11 protein-coding genes and 3 pseudogenes are annotated in these 15185 nt (G+C 59.9%); 6 read left to right on the top strand and 8 right to left on the bottom strand.

What is annotated here, in order from left to right:
• Window positions 1-15: 15 nt before the first annotated feature.
• The gene (gene gloA / locus RB216_RS14480) at window positions 16-537 is read right to left on the bottom strand and encodes a lactoylglutathione lyase (protein WP_028616212.1); all 522 of its coding nucleotides are present in this window, start codon (window positions 535-537) and stop codon (window positions 16-18) included.
• Between the two features lie 196 nt (window positions 538-733).
• Between gloA and RB216_RS14475 the strand changes: the two genes are divergently transcribed.
• The gene (locus RB216_RS14475; protein WP_028616211.1) at window positions 734-1270 is read left to right on the top strand and encodes a DUF4946 domain-containing protein; all 537 of its coding nucleotides are present in this window, start codon (window positions 734-736) and stop codon (window positions 1268-1270) included.
• 113 nt (window positions 1271-1383) lie between these two features.
• On the opposite strand, the gene RB216_RS14470 is transcribed toward RB216_RS14475, so the two are convergent.
• The 3 genes and pseudogenes from RB216_RS14470 to RB216_RS14460 all read right to left on the bottom strand — a co-directional run bounded on the left by RB216_RS14470 (window position 1384) and on the right by RB216_RS14460 (window position 4461).
• Complete coding sequence (locus RB216_RS14470; RefSeq protein WP_028616210.1) at window positions 1384-1749, bottom strand: histone-like nucleoid-structuring protein, MvaT/MvaU family; 366 nt, start codon at window positions 1747-1749, stop codon at window positions 1384-1386.
• Window positions 1750-1947: 198 nt separating this feature from the next.
• Window positions 1948-3488, bottom strand: a pseudogene (locus RB216_RS14465) (EAL domain-containing protein).
• A 99-nt stretch (window positions 3489-3587) separates the two neighbouring features.
• A pseudogene (locus RB216_RS14460) lies at window positions 3588-4461 on the bottom strand (LysR family transcriptional regulator).
• Window positions 4462-4481: 20 nt separating this feature from the next.
• On the opposite strand from RB216_RS14460, the gene RB216_RS14455 reads away from it, so the two are divergent.
• A complete protein-coding gene (locus tag RB216_RS14455; RefSeq protein WP_372514677.1) occupies window positions 4482-5462 on the top strand; it encodes a DMT family transporter in 981 nt (326 codons plus the stop codon).
• A gap of 245 nt (window positions 5463-5707) precedes the next feature.
• Window positions 5708-6784 (top strand): 4-hydroxyphenylpyruvate dioxygenase, encoded by a 1077-nt coding sequence (hppD, locus tag RB216_RS14450; protein ID WP_028616206.1) that lies wholly within the window; start codon window positions 5708-5710, stop codon window positions 6782-6784.
• Between the two features lie 60 nt (window positions 6785-6844).
• Here the strand turns inward: hppD and rarD are convergent.
• The 3 genes and pseudogenes from rarD to RB216_RS14435 form a co-directional block, all read right to left on the bottom strand.
• Window positions 6845-7720: pseudogene (rarD, locus tag RB216_RS14445) on the bottom strand (EamA family transporter RarD); the annotation flags it as partial.
• 211 nt (window positions 7721-7931) lie between these two features.
• Window positions 7932-8942 carry an aldo/keto reductase gene (locus RB216_RS14440; protein WP_122727112.1) on the bottom strand — a complete coding sequence of 337 codons (1011 nt, stop codon included), beginning with the start codon at window positions 8940-8942 and terminating at the stop codon, window positions 7932-7934.
• 79 nt (window positions 8943-9021) lie between these two features.
• Window positions 9022-9924 carry a LysR family transcriptional regulator gene (locus tag RB216_RS14435; RefSeq protein WP_308907449.1) on the bottom strand — a complete coding sequence of 301 codons (903 nt, stop codon included), beginning with the start codon at window positions 9922-9924 and terminating at the stop codon, window positions 9022-9024.
• A 100-nt stretch (window positions 9925-10024) separates the two neighbouring features.
• Between RB216_RS14435 and RB216_RS14430 the strand changes: the two genes are divergently transcribed.
• A complete protein-coding gene (locus RB216_RS14430; RefSeq protein WP_122684990.1) occupies window positions 10025-10729 on the top strand; it encodes an SDR family oxidoreductase in 705 nt (234 codons plus the stop codon).
• Window positions 10730-11361: 632 nt separating this feature from the next.
• On the opposite strand, the gene RB216_RS14425 is transcribed toward RB216_RS14430, so the two are convergent.
• Window positions 11362-12672, bottom strand: coding sequence for an MFS transporter (locus RB216_RS14425; RefSeq protein WP_308907448.1), 1311 nt, complete (start codon window positions 12670-12672; stop codon window positions 11362-11364).
• Window positions 12673-12833: 161 nt separating this feature from the next.
• Between RB216_RS14425 and RB216_RS14420 the strand changes: the two genes are divergently transcribed.
• Window positions 12834-13940 carry a sugar diacid recognition domain-containing protein gene (locus tag RB216_RS14420; RefSeq protein ID WP_126570303.1) on the top strand — a complete coding sequence of 369 codons (1107 nt, stop codon included), beginning with the start codon at window positions 12834-12836 and terminating at the stop codon, window positions 13938-13940.
• 91 nt (window positions 13941-14031) lie between these two features.
• Window positions 14032-15171 (top strand): glycerate kinase, encoded by a 1140-nt coding sequence (locus tag RB216_RS14415; RefSeq protein ID WP_308907447.1) that lies wholly within the window; start codon window positions 14032-14034, stop codon window positions 15169-15171.
• Window positions 15172-15185: the final 14 nt, after the last annotated feature.

The raw sequence follows: 15185 nt of genomic DNA, 5'->3' as shown, positions 1-15185 counted from the left end.
CATGGGGTTTTTTCGTTACAGCGGTGCGGGCTGGATAATCTCGACCCAGTACGCGTCCGGGTCCTTGATGAAGGCCAGGCTCTTCATGCGGCCATCGCTCAGGCGCTTCTGGAAGTCGCAGCCCAGGGCTTCGAAACGTTCGCAGGCAGCGACGATATCCGGCACCGAGATGCAGATATGGCCAAAACCACGTGGGTCGGTATTGCCATTGTGGTAGGCAAAGTCGGTGTCGTTTTCGGTGCCGTGGTTGTGGGTCAGTTCCAGGATTCCTGGGATCGACTTCATCCACTGGGTGCGCTCGGCGGCGTCGGCCGGGATCTGGGATTTGTCCACCAGGGCCAGGAAGTACAGGCTGAATTCGGCCTCCGGAAAATCACGCTTTTCAACCAGGGAAAAACCCAGGACGCGGGTGTAGAAGTCCAGCGACTTGGTGATGTCCTTGACCCGCAGCATGGTGTGGTTGAACACGAAGTTCGTGGTGGCGGTGTCCGGTTGGGCGGTAACGCCCGGGAAAGTGTTCAGTTCGTGCAGGCTCATGGGCCCTCCAGAAAAAATGGGGCAAACGCAGCTCTGAAATGTGAGCGGTTCCTTGGCTTGCGGCTGGCATCCGTGCAGCCGGACCATGATACGCAAGGCTTGCCCCAGGCGCCAAATGAAAAAGCCCATGCAGGCCTTGCGACACAGGGGCGCCGGGGCTCAAACTTTGGCGCTTGAACCTTGGGTACTTTTCGCAATGATCGCATTTCGTAAACCGCTGTTGAGCGCTGTGTGTTTGCTGGTGGGCAGTTCCTTCGTGCTGGCGGCCGACCCCGAAATTCATTGGCCCAGTGGCTGGCAGGTCGAAGAGGTCGTACCGGATGGCGAAGCGCCTTCCAAACCCCAGGTGGTGTCGCGCCAGCGTGCAATCAAGAATGATGAAAATGGCACGACCCTGATGGTGATGGAGTTGACCGGTACGCCGATTGAAGCGGGGCATAAGGTTAATCTACAAGGCGTACTGCTGGAGATGCGCAAGTCCATCCAGAAAGATTTTGCCCAGGGTGGTTATCAAAGTGTATGCAGCAAGATGCACCCTACAACATTGAGTCGTCTTGACGCGTTGGAAACTACATGTGTGATAACCGAAAACGGACGCCACGTGCTTTCGCAAACATTGGTGGGCGCGGTTGATGCCGATAAGGCGTATGTTTTTTCATACGCAGGGCAGGCGGATGCGTACGAAGCAAGCAAGGAAGAAGTCAGCTCGGTGCGCGATAGCCTCAAACTCTAAGTGTGTAATGTGCGACGTTTCTGAACATTATGAAACGTTATTTAAGTTCGGTTTCGAACCCTGGAATTAAAAAAAGCCCCGCATAAGCGGGGCTCTTTCTTAGTGCAGTGCGATCAGCCGCGAAGCCAGGAGTCTACAGTGGCGGCGCCGTACTGTTCTTTCCACGCCTTGAGGCCACGGTGGTTGCCGCCTTTGGTTTCGATCAGCTCACCGGTGTGCGGGTTCTGGTAAACCTTGACCACACGTGCGCGGCGCTGTTTTGGTGCGTTGACGGCAGCAGCGCTGGACTTGCCCGGGTTTGGATCAAGGATGGAAATGATGTCGCGCAGGCCTTTGCCGTAGGTCTTCATCAGGCCCTGGAGCTTTTCTTCGAATTCGATTTCTTTCTTCAGGCCGGCGTCGTTCTTCAGGGATTCCAGCTGGGCAAGCTGCTCTTGAAGGGCTTTTTCGGCTGCGCGAAATTCGGCGAGTCTGGACAAAATAGGTACTCCAATAGTGTGTTTGGCTGATATCAACTGCAGACAAAGCTATAAGCCAAGCGCTTTAAGGCGACTCTAGAAAGAAGCCGTCCCGCGAATTCTGCACAGGCTGGAAAAATTGTAGTAGTTAATTTGCTACGAGTAAATCATGTCTTTTGGCTAAATAACATTATTTCAGTGCAGGTAGTGCATGGCTATTCAATGGCTTGCCAGAGATTTAATAAATTCATCGCTGGGCAAAGGCTTTCCGAACAGGTAGCCCTGCAAAAAATCCACGCCTTGGGCGGCCAGGTAGTCGGACTGTTCGGGCGTTTCCACACCTTCTGCTACGATGCCTAAATCGAGTTTGCCGGACAGTTCTATGATGCTGTCGAGAATATGCCGTGATAGTGCATCGGCACCGATCATGGCGACAAAACTCTGGTCAATCTTCAAGTAGTCGACATTGAAGTTACGTAAATAGCCCAGGCTGGAGTGGCCGGTTCCAAAGTCGTCAATAGCGATCATTACCCCCAGTTGATGCAGGGCGTCAAACAGGCGGCGAGTGATGTCGGTGGGCACGATCAGTTCGCGCTCGGTCAACTCCAGCACCAACGTCACTTGGCCCACGGGAAAGGCGGCGAGAAACTCACGGCAATCATCCACCAAGGCCAAATCCTGGCAGTGGCGTGCGGTGATATTGACGCCGATATGAAACCCAGGGCTGAAGCGCGCCGCATGGGGCGCCAGTTGCACGGCGGTCTGGCGCAGGAGGGCGCGAGTCATCGGAACTATCAGGCCCGAATGCTCGGCCAGGGGAATAAACAGGTCGGGCCGCACCAGGCCTTCTTTTGGATGCTGCCAGCGCATGAGCACTTCACATCCCGCCCACTCGCGAGTATCACCGCGTACCACCGGCTGGAAATACGGAATGAATTCATTGGCGCCCAACGCCCGCTGCAATTCGTGAGTCGGTGCCGAGGAGCGCTTTTGCAGCCAGTGCGCCAAAAGGCCAGCCAATACGCCAAAAAACACGATCAGGCTGAACAATGCCGGGTATCGGGCCTGCATGTAGCGCCAGACTTCACCCGCCGGCATACCCGCGTCGACGCTGTGTGATAACGCCCGGACGCCAAGTGATGGTGGGCCACCGCGAACGCCGGCACCGCGGTGTCATGCACCTTGCCATCAGCCCCCAGCCAATTCGGGCCCACTTGCAATATCAGGTGGGCGTATCGGCTGATCAGACGCAGGGCGTTGGTCAAGTGGTAGCCATCAATCGACGCAAAAGCCGCCTTGTCGCCGTCAACCAGCCGGTAGACCAGCAGTGCGGTGTCGGGTGTCACCGGGTTGCCATTCATCAACCATAACCGACCGTCCACATAGTCATCCGGGTTGACCGGTGACTCGTAGTTGCTGCCGAACAACGAGCTGCAATAGATGTTTTTTTGCCAGGACAGGGTGGTCGCGCGCACAAACGGGCGACGCGTGACTTGTTCTCGCAGGGCCAGTTGCACGCCGTTATCACAGGGCAACCCCGCCAGCGGTAGCAAGGCCTGGGCGGCGAGGGAGGTATTGTCGAGCATCAGGTCGAATTGGCGCACCGCCTCCTGGGCGGTCTGGGCGGTGCTTTGTTGCAAGGTACGTTCGGCCTGCCAATAAAGGATAACGACGCCGAGCGCAATCGGTAGCAGCGCGCTCAGGGTTGTGATCAGGTAGCGAGTGGCGCGTTTTCGCGGGCCGTTGACGGTCAGGGGCATGGAGTGAACGGCCTGTTGCAGGGATCGGATATCAGTCGATGATAGATGGCTCGACCGAAATAAGCTCGCGACACCTACCCGTTTGGCCAGTACGCGGCACTACAACTCCACGCTTTGGGCAATACGGATAAACGCTAGCGCTGCTGGGGAAGACTGACGCCGGTCCAGTACGGCAAGCCCAACCTGGCGCGGTACACGCGGGGATAAGGCGCGCTGTACATACCGTGTGTCATGTCCAACCGGTAACGACGCTTGCGCTACCACGCTCACTGCATCGCCCCGGCTGACGGTTTCCAGGGTACTCAGCAGCTGCGAGCAGCGATAACGCACAGTCGGGGTCAGACGCGCCTCGTTCGTTGAACAGTCGCATCACCAGCTCAGTGGAACCGGCTTCAGTCAGCGCAAAAGGGTCGTTGCACAAATCCTTGAGACTAACGTGTTCACGGGCGGCCAGTTGATGGTCAGCCGGCAGCAGCGCCACCATCTGGTCCTCGAACAGTGGGAACGTGTCGAAGCGCTCTTGTTCCAGCACCACAAAGCCGATATCAATTCGGCGTTCATCGAGCCATTGGATGACTTGCCTGTCCGGCCCTTCATCAATGTGTACCTCGATACCCGGATACTCCAGGCGGAACCGGCTGAGGATCTTTGGCAGCAGGTAGGCCGAGGAGGTGGGACCGAAGGAGCCGATGCGCAGCGTCCCGCGTTTCATGCCCCGGGCGTCCGCGGCTTCCTGTTGCAAGGTATTCGCCAGGCCCAGCATCGCCCGGGCGCGCGCCAGTAACTGCACGCCGATGTCGCTTAGTTCGACCTGCGCCTGATGGCGCCTGAACAACGCCACCCCCAGCTCCTGCTCCAGGGCTTTAATCGCGTGGGACACCGCCGATTGGCTGATACCGAGGCGGTGGGCGGCGCTGGTAAAGCCTTGCAGCTCGGCTACCAAGGAAAAGATTTCGAGTTGGGTCAGGGTCATGAGCAATCACTCATTTTACGATGACACCGTATTACCAGAAGAATGCACGCATCCTCAAGCCATTGGAGCCCTATCCTGTGCATTCAAGCAACGATCACATCACTTATTTGAAGCTGGCCGCCGTCACCATGATCTGGGGCGGCACCTTCGTGGCCGGTCGCTACCTGGGCGGGACGATCGACCCTCTGCTGGCGGCCAACCTCCGGTTTGCACTGGCCAGCCTGGCATTGCTGGGATTCCTGGGCTTGGCACGCATCCCGTTGGTCCGACCCAATCCGCGGCAGCTCCTGCAACTGGTGATGCTGGGTTTCTTCGGCATCTTTTTCTACAACCTGTGTTTCTTCTATGGATTGCAGTTAATCAACGCATCGCGCGCCTCATTAATCGTGGCGCTGAACCCGGCCGTCATCGGCCTGGCGTCCTGGTGGTTGTTCAAGGAGCGCCTGGGTGCCAGCAAAGTCGCGGGGATCGTGCTCTGCCTGGCGGGTGCCGCCATAGTCATCGTCAGTCGCAACCCCCAGGTAATGAGCGAAGCAACCAACACGTGGCGTGGGGATTTGCTGATCTTCGGCTGCGTAGTGGGGTGGGGCATCTACTCACTGTTTTCCCGTGGCTTAAATCAGAGCCTGGGGCCGCTGCAGACGGTCACCTGGTCGATACTGCTGGGAACGCTGATGCTTACCGTCATCACACTGATCATGGGGCGCTTTACGCTGGAGGCGATGGGCCGCGTGTCTCTCGCGCAAGGACTGAGCTTGATGTACCTCGGCGTGCTGGGTTCTGCGCTGGCCTATATTGGTTATTACGACGGTATCCGACGAATCGGCGCGACACGTTCCGGCGTATTTATCGCGCTCAACCCACTCACCGCCGTGATCTGTGGCGCTCTGTTGCTGGACGAACCGTTGAGCCTGCCCATGCTGGCCGGCGGGGCAGTGATCCTGCTCGGCATCTACCTCTGCAACAAACCCCTTGCACGCGCCAGGGCAATGGGGATTTGATAAGACTACGGACAAACGTGGTTACGCTGTGTAGAATCGATTTACGCATACAAGAATATGGACTTGCGCTCACGCAAGCCTAAGCCGTCAGAGACTGATGACCCCATGAAGCTACTCGGCTCCCCCCTCATCTTTGGTGACTTCCTCGCCCGCAGCGTGCGAGGCCTTTCCTGTGCGCCACCCTGCAACCTCATCCTTGCTCGCCACTAATACTGTGTCTAATACAAGAATGATGAGGTGCCACCATGGCAGATCTATACGAAAACCCAATGGGCCTGATGGGCTTTGAATTTATCGAATTTGCGTCGCCGACGCCGGGCACCCTGGAGCCGATCTTCGAGATCATGGGCTTCACCAAAGTCGCGACCCACCGTTCGAAGAACGTACACCTGTACCGCCAGGGCGAGATCAACCTGATCCTCAACAACGAACCCAATAGCATTGCCTCCTACTTTGCGGCCGAACACGGCCCCTCGGTGTGCGGCATGGCATTCCGCGTCAAGGACTCGCAAAAAGCCTACAACCGCGCCCTGGAACTGGGTGCCCAGCCGATCCATATCGAAACCGGCCCGATGGAACTGAACCTGCCGGCGATCAAGGGCATCGGCGGTGCGCCGCTTTACCTGATCGATCGTTTTGGCGAAGGCAGCTCGATCTATGACATCGACTTCGTATACCTCGAAGGCGTGGAGCGCAATCCGGTCGGTGCAGGCCTCAAAGTCATCGACCACCTGACGCACAACGTCTATCGCGGTCGCATGGCGTACTGGGCCAACTTCTACGAAAAACTGTTCAACTTCCGTGAAGCGCGCTACTTCGACATCAAGGGCGAATACACCGGCCTGACGTCCAAGGCCATGAGCGCGCCGGACGGCATGATCCGCATCCCGTTGAACGAAGAGTCGTCCAAGGGCGCGGGGCAGATCGAAGAGTTCCTGATGCAGTTCAACGGCGAAGGCATCCAACACGTGGCGTTCCTCACCGAGGACCTGGTCAAGACCTGGGACGCGTTGAAGAAGATCGGCATGCGCTTCATGACCGCGCCGCCGGACACCTACTATGAAATGCTCGAAGGCCGCCTGCCGAACCACGGTGAGCCGGTGGACCAACTGCAGGCACGCGGTATCCTGCTGGACGGCTCTTCGGTGGAAGGCGACAAGCGCCTGCTGCTGCAGATCTTCTCGGAAACCCTGATGGGCCCGGTGTTCTTCGAATTCATCCAGCGTAAGGGCGACGATGGGTTTGGCGAGGGCAACTTCAAGGCGCTGTTCGAGTCCATCGAACGCGACCAGGTGCGCCGTGGTGTATTGACCGCCGACTAAACGTAAAAAAGCCCGGCCGAGGGTAACCCCGGCCGGGCTTTTTATCGCCTGCGCATCAGCTTTGCGTTGGCGGACCAAGTGCTTGAAACCTTCGAACACCAGCACCATCACCGCCAGCCAGATCGGGATGTAGGTGAACCATTCGCCACCTTTGATCCCTTCCCCCAGGATCAATGCCACGCCCAGCAGCAGCACAGGCTCCACATAACTGAGCAAACCAAACAGACTGAACGCCAGTAAACGGCTGGCGATGATATAGCTCACCAGCGCTGAGGCACTGATCAGGCCCAGCATCGGGATCAGTGCATACAGTTTCGGGTGGGCATCCATGACCGCAAAGCCTTGCTCGCCACTCTGCACAAACCACCAGGCCACCGGCAGCATCAGCGCCATATCCAGCCAGAGCCCGCCCAGGTGGTCGGTCTGGAGGTATTTGCGCACGATGAAATAAACCGGGTAACCAATGATCACCACCAGCGTTGCCCAGGAGAATCCACCCGCCTGGTACAACTCGTTGAGTACACCGAGGGCGGCAAAAAACACGGCGATCCGTTGCAGATAGGACAGTTGTTCACCCCACACCAGACGCCCGGTCAGCACCATGGTCAGCGGCAACAGGAAGTAACCCACCGACACATCCAGGCTGCGCCCATTCAGCGGCGCCCACATAAACAGCCATAGCTGCACGCCCAACAGGGCGGAAGACAGCAACACACCCGCAATCAAGCGCGGCTTGGCCGCAAGCAGTTGCGCCAGCTCCCACACCCGTCGCCATTCGCCGCTGACGATCATGAAGATCGTCATGCACGGCACGGTGAGCAACATGCGCCAGCCGAAAATTTCCAGGCCGCTCAAGGGTGTGAGCAATGATGTGAAGTAATACATCACGGCAAACAACACTGAGGCCAAGACCGATAAAACAACACCTTTAGACACACTATCCTCGCGAAAACCGTTGATACAAAAGATGAGGGGATTATGGAGCTTTTGGCGGGAGAGGGTTGCGTTGTTTTGGGGCGTTTTTCAGGAAAATCCTGTAGGAGCGAGCTTGCTCGCGAAGAACGTCAACGATTACGCAGCGCTATCAGGTAGCCCGTGGTGTCCTTGCGTTCTTCGCGAGCAAGCTCGCTCCTACACAGTGGAGGGGTTATGCGCGTGGTATGCGACCGGAGACGAAATGCCCCACATCATTGAACCCCGGCGTGGATGAATGCCCCGGCGTCACCAACGAATCGATAAACGCCTCATCTTCGGCGCTGATCTTCACCTCCAGCGCGCCAATATAGGCATCCCACTGCGCCTCGGTACGCGGCCCCACAATCGCCGAACTGACCGCCGAGTTGTTCAGTACCCAGGCAATCGCAAACTCGACGATCCCGACGCCACGACCTTGGGTGTACTGCTGGATCTGCTGGGCGATGCGCAACGATTCCACGCGCCATTCGGTTTCCAGGATGCGTTTGTCCTGGCGCGCCGCGCGGCTGCCGGCTTCGGGGGTAACGTCCGGGGCGTATTTACCACTGAGCACGCCGCGAGCCAGTGGGCTGTAGGGCACCACACCCAGGCCGTAGGCGGCTGCCGCGGTGATCTGCTCCACTTCTGCCTGGCGGTTGACGATGTTGTACAACGGCTGGCTGATCACCGGTTTGTCGACGCCCAGGCGCTCGGCCACGCGAATCACCTCGGCGATGCGCCAACCGCGATAGTTGGACAGGCCCCAGTAGCGTATCTTGCCCTGGCGGATCAGGTCGCCAATCGCCGATACCGTCACTTCCAGCGGCGTGTTGTGGTCTTCACGGTGCAGGTAGTAGATGTCCAAGTAGTCGGTATCGAGGCGTGTCAGGCTGGCCTCCAACGCGTTGAAAATGCGCTTGCGGCTCAAGCCGCTGCGGTTGGGCAAACCGTCCACCGGGCCGATGCCGACCTTGGACGCCACCACCCAATCCTGGCGATTGCGCACAATGGCTTCGCCGACTATTTCCTCGGAGCGACCGCCGGTGTAGACGTCCGCCGTGTCGATGAAATTGATGCCCTGGTCCCAGGCCTTGTCGATGATGCGCAGCGAGTCCTCGGTGTTGGTCTGTTCGCCAAACATCATGGTGCCCAGGGTCAAGGCACTCACCTTCAACCCGGACTGGCCCAATGTGCGGTAAATCATGGATAACTCCTCAAGGCGGGAAATGTACCCATGCAATACCAGACTCAGCCGCTCTGGGACAAGCCCTGCGCGCGTTTCTTCATGGGCTCAGCAATGTCTGGCAACGCTGCTGTAAAAAGCGATGCAGCACCTTCACGCGTTCCGACACCTGCAGGCGGTGAGGGCACATCAGGTTGAAGGGCGTGGGTTCGCCTTGCCAATCCGGTAGCAAGGGCACCAGTCGACCGGCCTTGATGTCTTGGGCAATGTCCAGATTGGCCTTATAGGCGATTCCGTGACCGGCCAACGCCCAGCGTCGCACGATTTCACCGTCATCGCTCAGGTAATCGCCCGACACCTCGACCTCTTGCAGCACCGTGCCCTGGCGGAAATACCAGGTGTTGTTGGCCCGGCCCAGGCGCATGTAGCGCAGGGTGTTGTGCTGCGCCAGGTCAGCCGGAGCGAGGGGTGTGCCATGGCGCGCCAGGTAAGCCGGGCTGGCACAGGGGATGCGGTGGTGATCGGGCACCACCGGGAGCGCCACCAGGCTGGAATCCCTTGGCACGCCAAACCGCAGGGCGATGTCGACGGTGTCGCGGAACAGGTCGGCATTGCTGTCGTTGAGCAGCAATTGCAGGCGGATATTTGGGTGTTCGAGCTTGAATGCATCCAGCCAGCCCAGCAACACATTGCGCCCGAAATCCGAGGGCGCCGCCAGTTGCAGCAACCCGCTGAGGCTCTGGCCCTGTTGCTTGATCGCCTGTTCGCCCTCGGACAGGGCTTCCAGCGCGACGCGTACGCTCTCGAGGTAGCGCCGACCTTCCTCGGTCAGGCGCATGCTGCGGGTGGAGCGTGCCAGCAGGCGAATGCCCAGGCGGGTTTCCAGGCGCTTGAGGGCAATACTGGCGGCCGCCGGGGTCAGGCCGAGCCCGCGTGCGGCGGCAGACAGGCTGCCGGTATCGGCGGTGCGCACGAAGACTTCAAGGTCGAGGGTCGAGCTCATTTGTAAAAATCCTTTAAAGATCTTGTCGTTTTACCGGGATTTTTCGCCGATTGCCAAGCTGTGAAGATGAACGCTCATTTTCTCACTCAGGAATTTCCCCATGACTTCTTCCCTCAACGGCAAAACCGTCATCGTGATCGGCGGCAGCAGCGGTATCGGTGCCGCCGTGGCCAAGGCCGCGGCCGCGCGGGGCGCGCAGGTGGTACTCGCCGGGCGGCGCTTGGTGTCTGGCGTGGAAAATGGCCTGCGCAGCGAACCGGTGGATGTCACCGATGCGGCCTCCCTGCAGCGCCTGTTCGAGACCGTGGGGCGCTTTGACCATCTGGTCTACACCTCCGGCCCCAACGTGCGCGCCAAGCCGCTGGTCGAGACCGACCTGAACGAGGCCCAGGAAAATTTCAATGTGAAGCTCTGGGGCTCGCTGCGGGCGATTCAACTGGCACTGCCATTCCTGGACGAACACGGCAGCATCAGCCTGACCTCTGGGCAACTGGGACGTAAATTGGCGCCGGGCCAGTTCATCAAGACGGGTATCAACGCGGCGACTGAAGCGTTGGGCAAGCAGTTGGCGAAGGAGCTGGCACCGCGTCGGGTCAACGTGATCAGCCCGGGGGTCATCGATACGCCGGCGTATGCAGGCTTGGCGCAAGAACAGCGCCTGGCGATGTTCGCCAAGGCGGGCGGCGCATTGCCGGTCGGGCGCGTGGGTCAGGCGCATGAGGTCGCGGCGGGGTATGTGCTGGCCATGGAGAATGGCTTCATGTCCGGTGCCGTGATTGACATCGACGGCGGCGGTTTGCTCTGACGTAATTGTCGGCGCCGGCTGAGGGGTAGGCCTTCAGTGCATAGCTATCTATACAGTTCTGAGTACGGCGCTGGATCTGTGGCGAGGGAGCTTGCTCCCGCCAGCGCTCGTATGGACGACCGCTCTCTAACGGTTGCCCCGCCATCCGGATGTGGGGGCTTGATTGCCTGCGAAGGCGGCCTGACAGCCGACCTGGATGCTGGATCTGATCGGGTACATATCCGTTATTTAGGTAAAGGCTTCTATTGGTTCCGCCCTTACGGCGGCTCACTTTGGAAAAGCCCCAAAGTAAGCAAAGGGCTCTTGCCCCAACACTCGGCACCTCGCCTAGGCTCGGTGTGCCCGTAATCCGCCAGTGATTTGGGGGGCCGCCGCCACGCGCCATCCATGGCGCGGGGCGGCTAAACCGGCATCCCTGCCGGTTTACCCCCCAAATCCCTGTCGAATTCCGGCCAGCGTGTTTGACGGGGCGCCTAAGATCAAAGGCAACATCAAGATCAAGAGCGACTCGCTTCGCATCGTGGTTACCATGGTTACCATGGTTACCATGGTTGCCATGGCTACCGTGGTTGCCACAGTGTTGTGTAGACGCCTCTACTCATCGCCGGCAAGCCGGCGCCTACAGGGCAAGGTTACGCCTTGAGGGTACGGGTCATTCGCAGCGCCAATACGCTACCGGCGACGATCACCGCTGCCAGCAGGTATAGCGCCACATCCGTGGACCCGGTGGCATCCTTCACAAAGCCGACGATATAAGGGCTGAGGAAGCCGGCCATCTGGCCCATGGAGTTGATCAACGCCAGGCCTCCTGCCGCCGCGCCGGCACTGAGCATGGCGGTGGGCACCGGCCAGAACATCGGCAGGCCGGTGAGGGCACCCATGGTGGCGATGGTCAGGCCGAGGATTGCAATCGCTGGGGTCGTGGCAAAATTCACCGCGATCACCAGGCCCACAGCGCCCATCAACATCGGCACCACCAAGTGCCAGCGACGCTCTTTGCGCAAGTCGGCGGAACGACCCACCAGCAACATGAACACGGCTGCCAGCAGGTAGGGGATCGCGCTGAGCCAGCCGATCACCAGGTTATCGCTGAACCCCAGGTTCTTGATGATCGACGGCAGCCAGAAGTTGATGGCGTATACGCCGCTCTGGATGCAGAAGTAAATCAGGCCGAACGCCCAGATGGCCGGATTCTTGAACACTTCGGCCAAGGAGTCGGTGGTGGTTTTCGGCTTGTTCGCCAGGTCGGTGGCCTGGTCGGCTTCCAGTACCGCGCGTTCGTGGGGCTTGAGCCATTTGGCGTTGGCAAAGCTGTCGCTGAGCAGGAAGTAGGCGAGGACGCCCAGCACGACAGTCGGGATGCCTTGCAGCAGGAACATCCACTGCCAGCCCGCGAGGCCACCTTGGCCGGCAGCGAAGTGGTTGAGGATCCAGCCGGAGAACGGGCTGCCGAGCAACCCGGAAACCGGGATCGCCGACATGAACAGCGCCATGATCCGCCCACGGCGGAAGGTCGGGAACCACTGCGAGAGGTACAGCACCACGCCGGGGAAGAAGCCCGCTTCGGCGGCACCGGTGAACAGGCGCAAGGTGTAGAAGTGTGTCGGCGTGGTGACGAACAGCAGGCAGGTAGACAGCGTGCCCCAGACGATCATCATCAACGCGATCCAGCGCCGTGGACCGAACTTGGTCAACGCCAGGTTGCTCGGTACGCCGCACAGCACGTAGCCGATGAAGAAGATCCCGGCGCCGAGGCCGTACACGGTTTCGCTGAATTTCAACGCATCGAGCATCTGCAACTTGGCAAAGCCAACGTTTACCCGGTCGAGGTAATTGAACAGATAGCAGATGAAAATGAAGGGGATCAGGCGCAGGGTAATGCGCTTGTAGATGGCGTTTTTATCGTCATCGGTGGCCAGTGGGGTCGTGGCGCTCTGTGACATGGCAGTCTCTCTTTATTATGATTTTTTGCGATGCGAGGGTAACGTTGATCGCCCACTGAGTCTCGGCCACCTGGCAGGCCGCTGTCTTTGTGCTTGCGCACAGCGAACGTGGCTTTGCGCTGTGCCTATGAACAACCCCGCTTTTTAAGGAATTTAACCCCATGTTCGAGCTGGATCATGACCTGGCGCAGGATATCGTCGATCGAACCATGGCGATCCTGCCTCACAACGTCAATGTCATGGACAGCCAGGGCCTGATCCTCGGCAGTGGTGAGCCCGAGCGTATCAACACCCGGCATGAAGGCGCACAACTGGTGCTCGCCAACGGCCGGGTGGTGGAAATCGATGGCCAGACCGCCAAGCACCTCAAGGGGGTACAACCGGGCATCAACCTGCCGCTGCTGCATGACGGGCGCCTGATCGGCGTGCTCGGCATCACTGGCGAACCGGAGGGCCTGCGCACCTACGCCGAACTGGTGCGCATGACCGCCGAAATGCTGGTCAGCCATCGTCACCAGCAGGCCGAGCAACAATGGCGGCGTCAGCGCTGTGATGATCTGCTGGCCTTGCTGCTGGCGGAAACCGGCGATTCGCCACGCTTGGTGGACGAAGCCCAGCAACTGGGGCTCAAGCCGCAGCTGGCACGCACGCCGTACCTGTTTGAACTGGGCGCGGGGCAATCGGCGGAAGCGTTGAGTGCGTGGCTTGCCTCGCGTTATCCGGACAGCTGGTGTGTCAGCTCGGCGCAATACTCATTGCTGTGGTGCCGGCCGGCATCTGTGCAGGTCGACAACCCGCGCTTGCTGGAAAAACTCGAAAGCCTCGGTTGGAACATTTTGCGCGTTGCCGTGGGTGGGCAAGCGGACGGCCTGACCGGCCTGCGCCGTTGCTATCGGCGTGTCGGCGATCTGCTCGCTTATGGCCGTGATGTGCTGCCGCAGTCGCGCCTGCTGACCCTCAATCGCTATCGCTTGCCCGTTATGCTCTGGCGCCATCGCAATGACGACGCGCTCGACGAACTGCTCAACCCGCTGCGTAAAGTGCTGGCCAAGGACAGCAATGGTCAGTTGCAGGCGACTCTGCGCAGTTGGTGTGAACACGACGGGCAAAGCCAGGCCTGTGCGGACGCCCTTGGTATTCACCGCAACAGCCTGCGTTACCGCATGGAGCGTATTGCCGAACTCAGTGGTGTCGACCCGTTGACCCTGGACGGTATGCTCGCCCTCTACCTCGGCGTACAGCTGCTGCCCCAGGCTTTGTCTGAATGAACAACAAAGCGCCGTCGTACTTGTGCATCTGACCGGCGTCAGCAGCCCTGGCAACTGGCAGCATGGGCATCATAAAAACCGGAGAAAGCCCATGAAAATCATCATCGCCCCCGACTCGTTCAAGGACAGCCTGAGTGCCGAAGGCGTCGCCCAGGCCATTGCCCAAGGGTTGGCCCAGGTTTGGCCGGATGCACAGTTGGTTCAGTGCCCGATGGCGGATGGCGGTGAAGGCACGGTGGATTCGGTGCTGGCAGCCTGCGATGGCGAGTTGCGTCACCACACCGTACGCGGCCCGCTTGGCGCAGCCGTCGACGCACATTGGGGCTGGTTGGCCGACAGCCACACCGCGATCATCGAAATGGCTGAAGCCAGCGGTTTGCAGTTAGTCCCTCCGGGCCTGCGCGACGCATGCAAAACGACCACCTATGGCACCGGCGAACTGATCCGCGCCGCCCTGGATGCCGGCGCCCAGCGCATCATCCTGGCGATTGGCGGCAGTGCCACCAACGATGGCGGCGCGGGTGCGATGCAGGCGCTCGGCGTGCAACTGTTCGATGCCGAACATCAAGCGCTACCCGCCGGTGGCCTGGCCTTGGCCCGTCTGGCGCAGATCAGCCTTGAACATCTGGACCCACGCCTGGCCCAGGTGCGCTTTGAGATCGCCGCCGACGTCAACAACCCGCTGTGCGGCCACCACGGTGCGTCGGCGATATTCGGCCCGCAAAAAGGCGCAAATCCCGAGCAGGTCCACCAACTGGACGCCGCCCTCGGCCACTTCGCCGACCATTGCGCGAAGGTGCTGCCTAAAGATGTACGCGACGAACCGGGCAGCGGCGCTGCGGGTGGGCTGGGATTTGCCGCCAAGGCCTTCCTGGGCGCGCAATTTCGCGCCGGTGTCGAGGTAGTGGCCGAACTGGTCGGCCTGGACGAAGCCGTACGCGGCGCGGACCTGGTCATCACCGGGGAAGGCCGCTTCGATGCCCAGACCCTGCGCGGTAAAACTCCGTTCGGCGTGGCGCGCATCGCCCAACAACACAACGTGTCGGTCATTGTGATTGCCGGCACATTGGGCGATGGCTATGAGCAGATGTACGCCCACGGCGTGGACGCGGCGTTCGCCTTGCCTTCCGGGCCGATGAGCCTGGAACAGGCGTGCGCTGAGGCGCCGCGTTTGTTGCAGGAGCGGGCGGCGGATATTGCGCGGGTGTGGCGCGTGGCAACACGCCGCTGACGTAAAACCCCGGA

The organism is Pseudomonas canadensis, assembly GCF_030980095.1.
Lineage (GTDB): Bacteria > Pseudomonadota > Gammaproteobacteria > Pseudomonadales > Pseudomonadaceae > Aquipseudomonas > Aquipseudomonas canadensis.
The sequence above is the reverse complement of the archived record's forward strand: the minus strand, read 5'-3'. Positions and strand labels throughout refer to the sequence as shown.

What these genes read in the sequence shown, in the direction of transcription:
- RB216_RS14435 (WP_308907449.1), bottom strand. Translation starts at nt 9,924, where the DNA reads ATGAGCTCGACCCTCGACCTTGAAGTCTTCGTGCGCACCGCCGATACC.
- RB216_RS14425 (WP_308907448.1), bottom strand. Translation starts at nt 12,672, where the DNA reads ATGTCACAGAGCGCCACGACCCCACTGGCCACCGATGACGATAAAAAC.
- RB216_RS14455 (WP_372514677.1), top strand. Translation starts at nt 4,482, where the DNA reads ATGACACCGTATTACCAGAAGAATGCACGCATCCTCAAGCCATTGGAG.
- RB216_RS14415 (WP_308907447.1), top strand. Translation starts at nt 14,032, where the DNA reads ATGAAAATCATCATCGCCCCCGACTCGTTCAAGGACAGCCTGAGTGCC.
- hppD (WP_028616206.1), top strand. Translation starts at nt 5,708, where the DNA reads ATGGCAGATCTATACGAAAACCCAATGGGCCTGATGGGCTTTGAATTT.
- RB216_RS14420 (WP_126570303.1), top strand. Translation starts at nt 12,834, where the DNA reads ATGTTCGAGCTGGATCATGACCTGGCGCAGGATATCGTCGATCGAACC.
- RB216_RS14475 (WP_028616211.1), top strand. Translation starts at nt 734, where the DNA reads ATGATCGCATTTCGTAAACCGCTGTTGAGCGCTGTGTGTTTGCTGGTG.
- gloA (WP_028616212.1), bottom strand. Translation starts at nt 537, where the DNA reads ATGAGCCTGCACGAACTGAACACTTTCCCGGGCGTTACCGCCCAACCG.
- RB216_RS14440 (WP_122727112.1), bottom strand. Translation starts at nt 8,942, where the DNA reads ATGATTTACCGCACATTGGGCCAGTCCGGGTTGAAGGTGAGTGCCTTG.
- RB216_RS14430 (WP_122684990.1), top strand. Translation starts at nt 10,025, where the DNA reads ATGACTTCTTCCCTCAACGGCAAAACCGTCATCGTGATCGGCGGCAGC.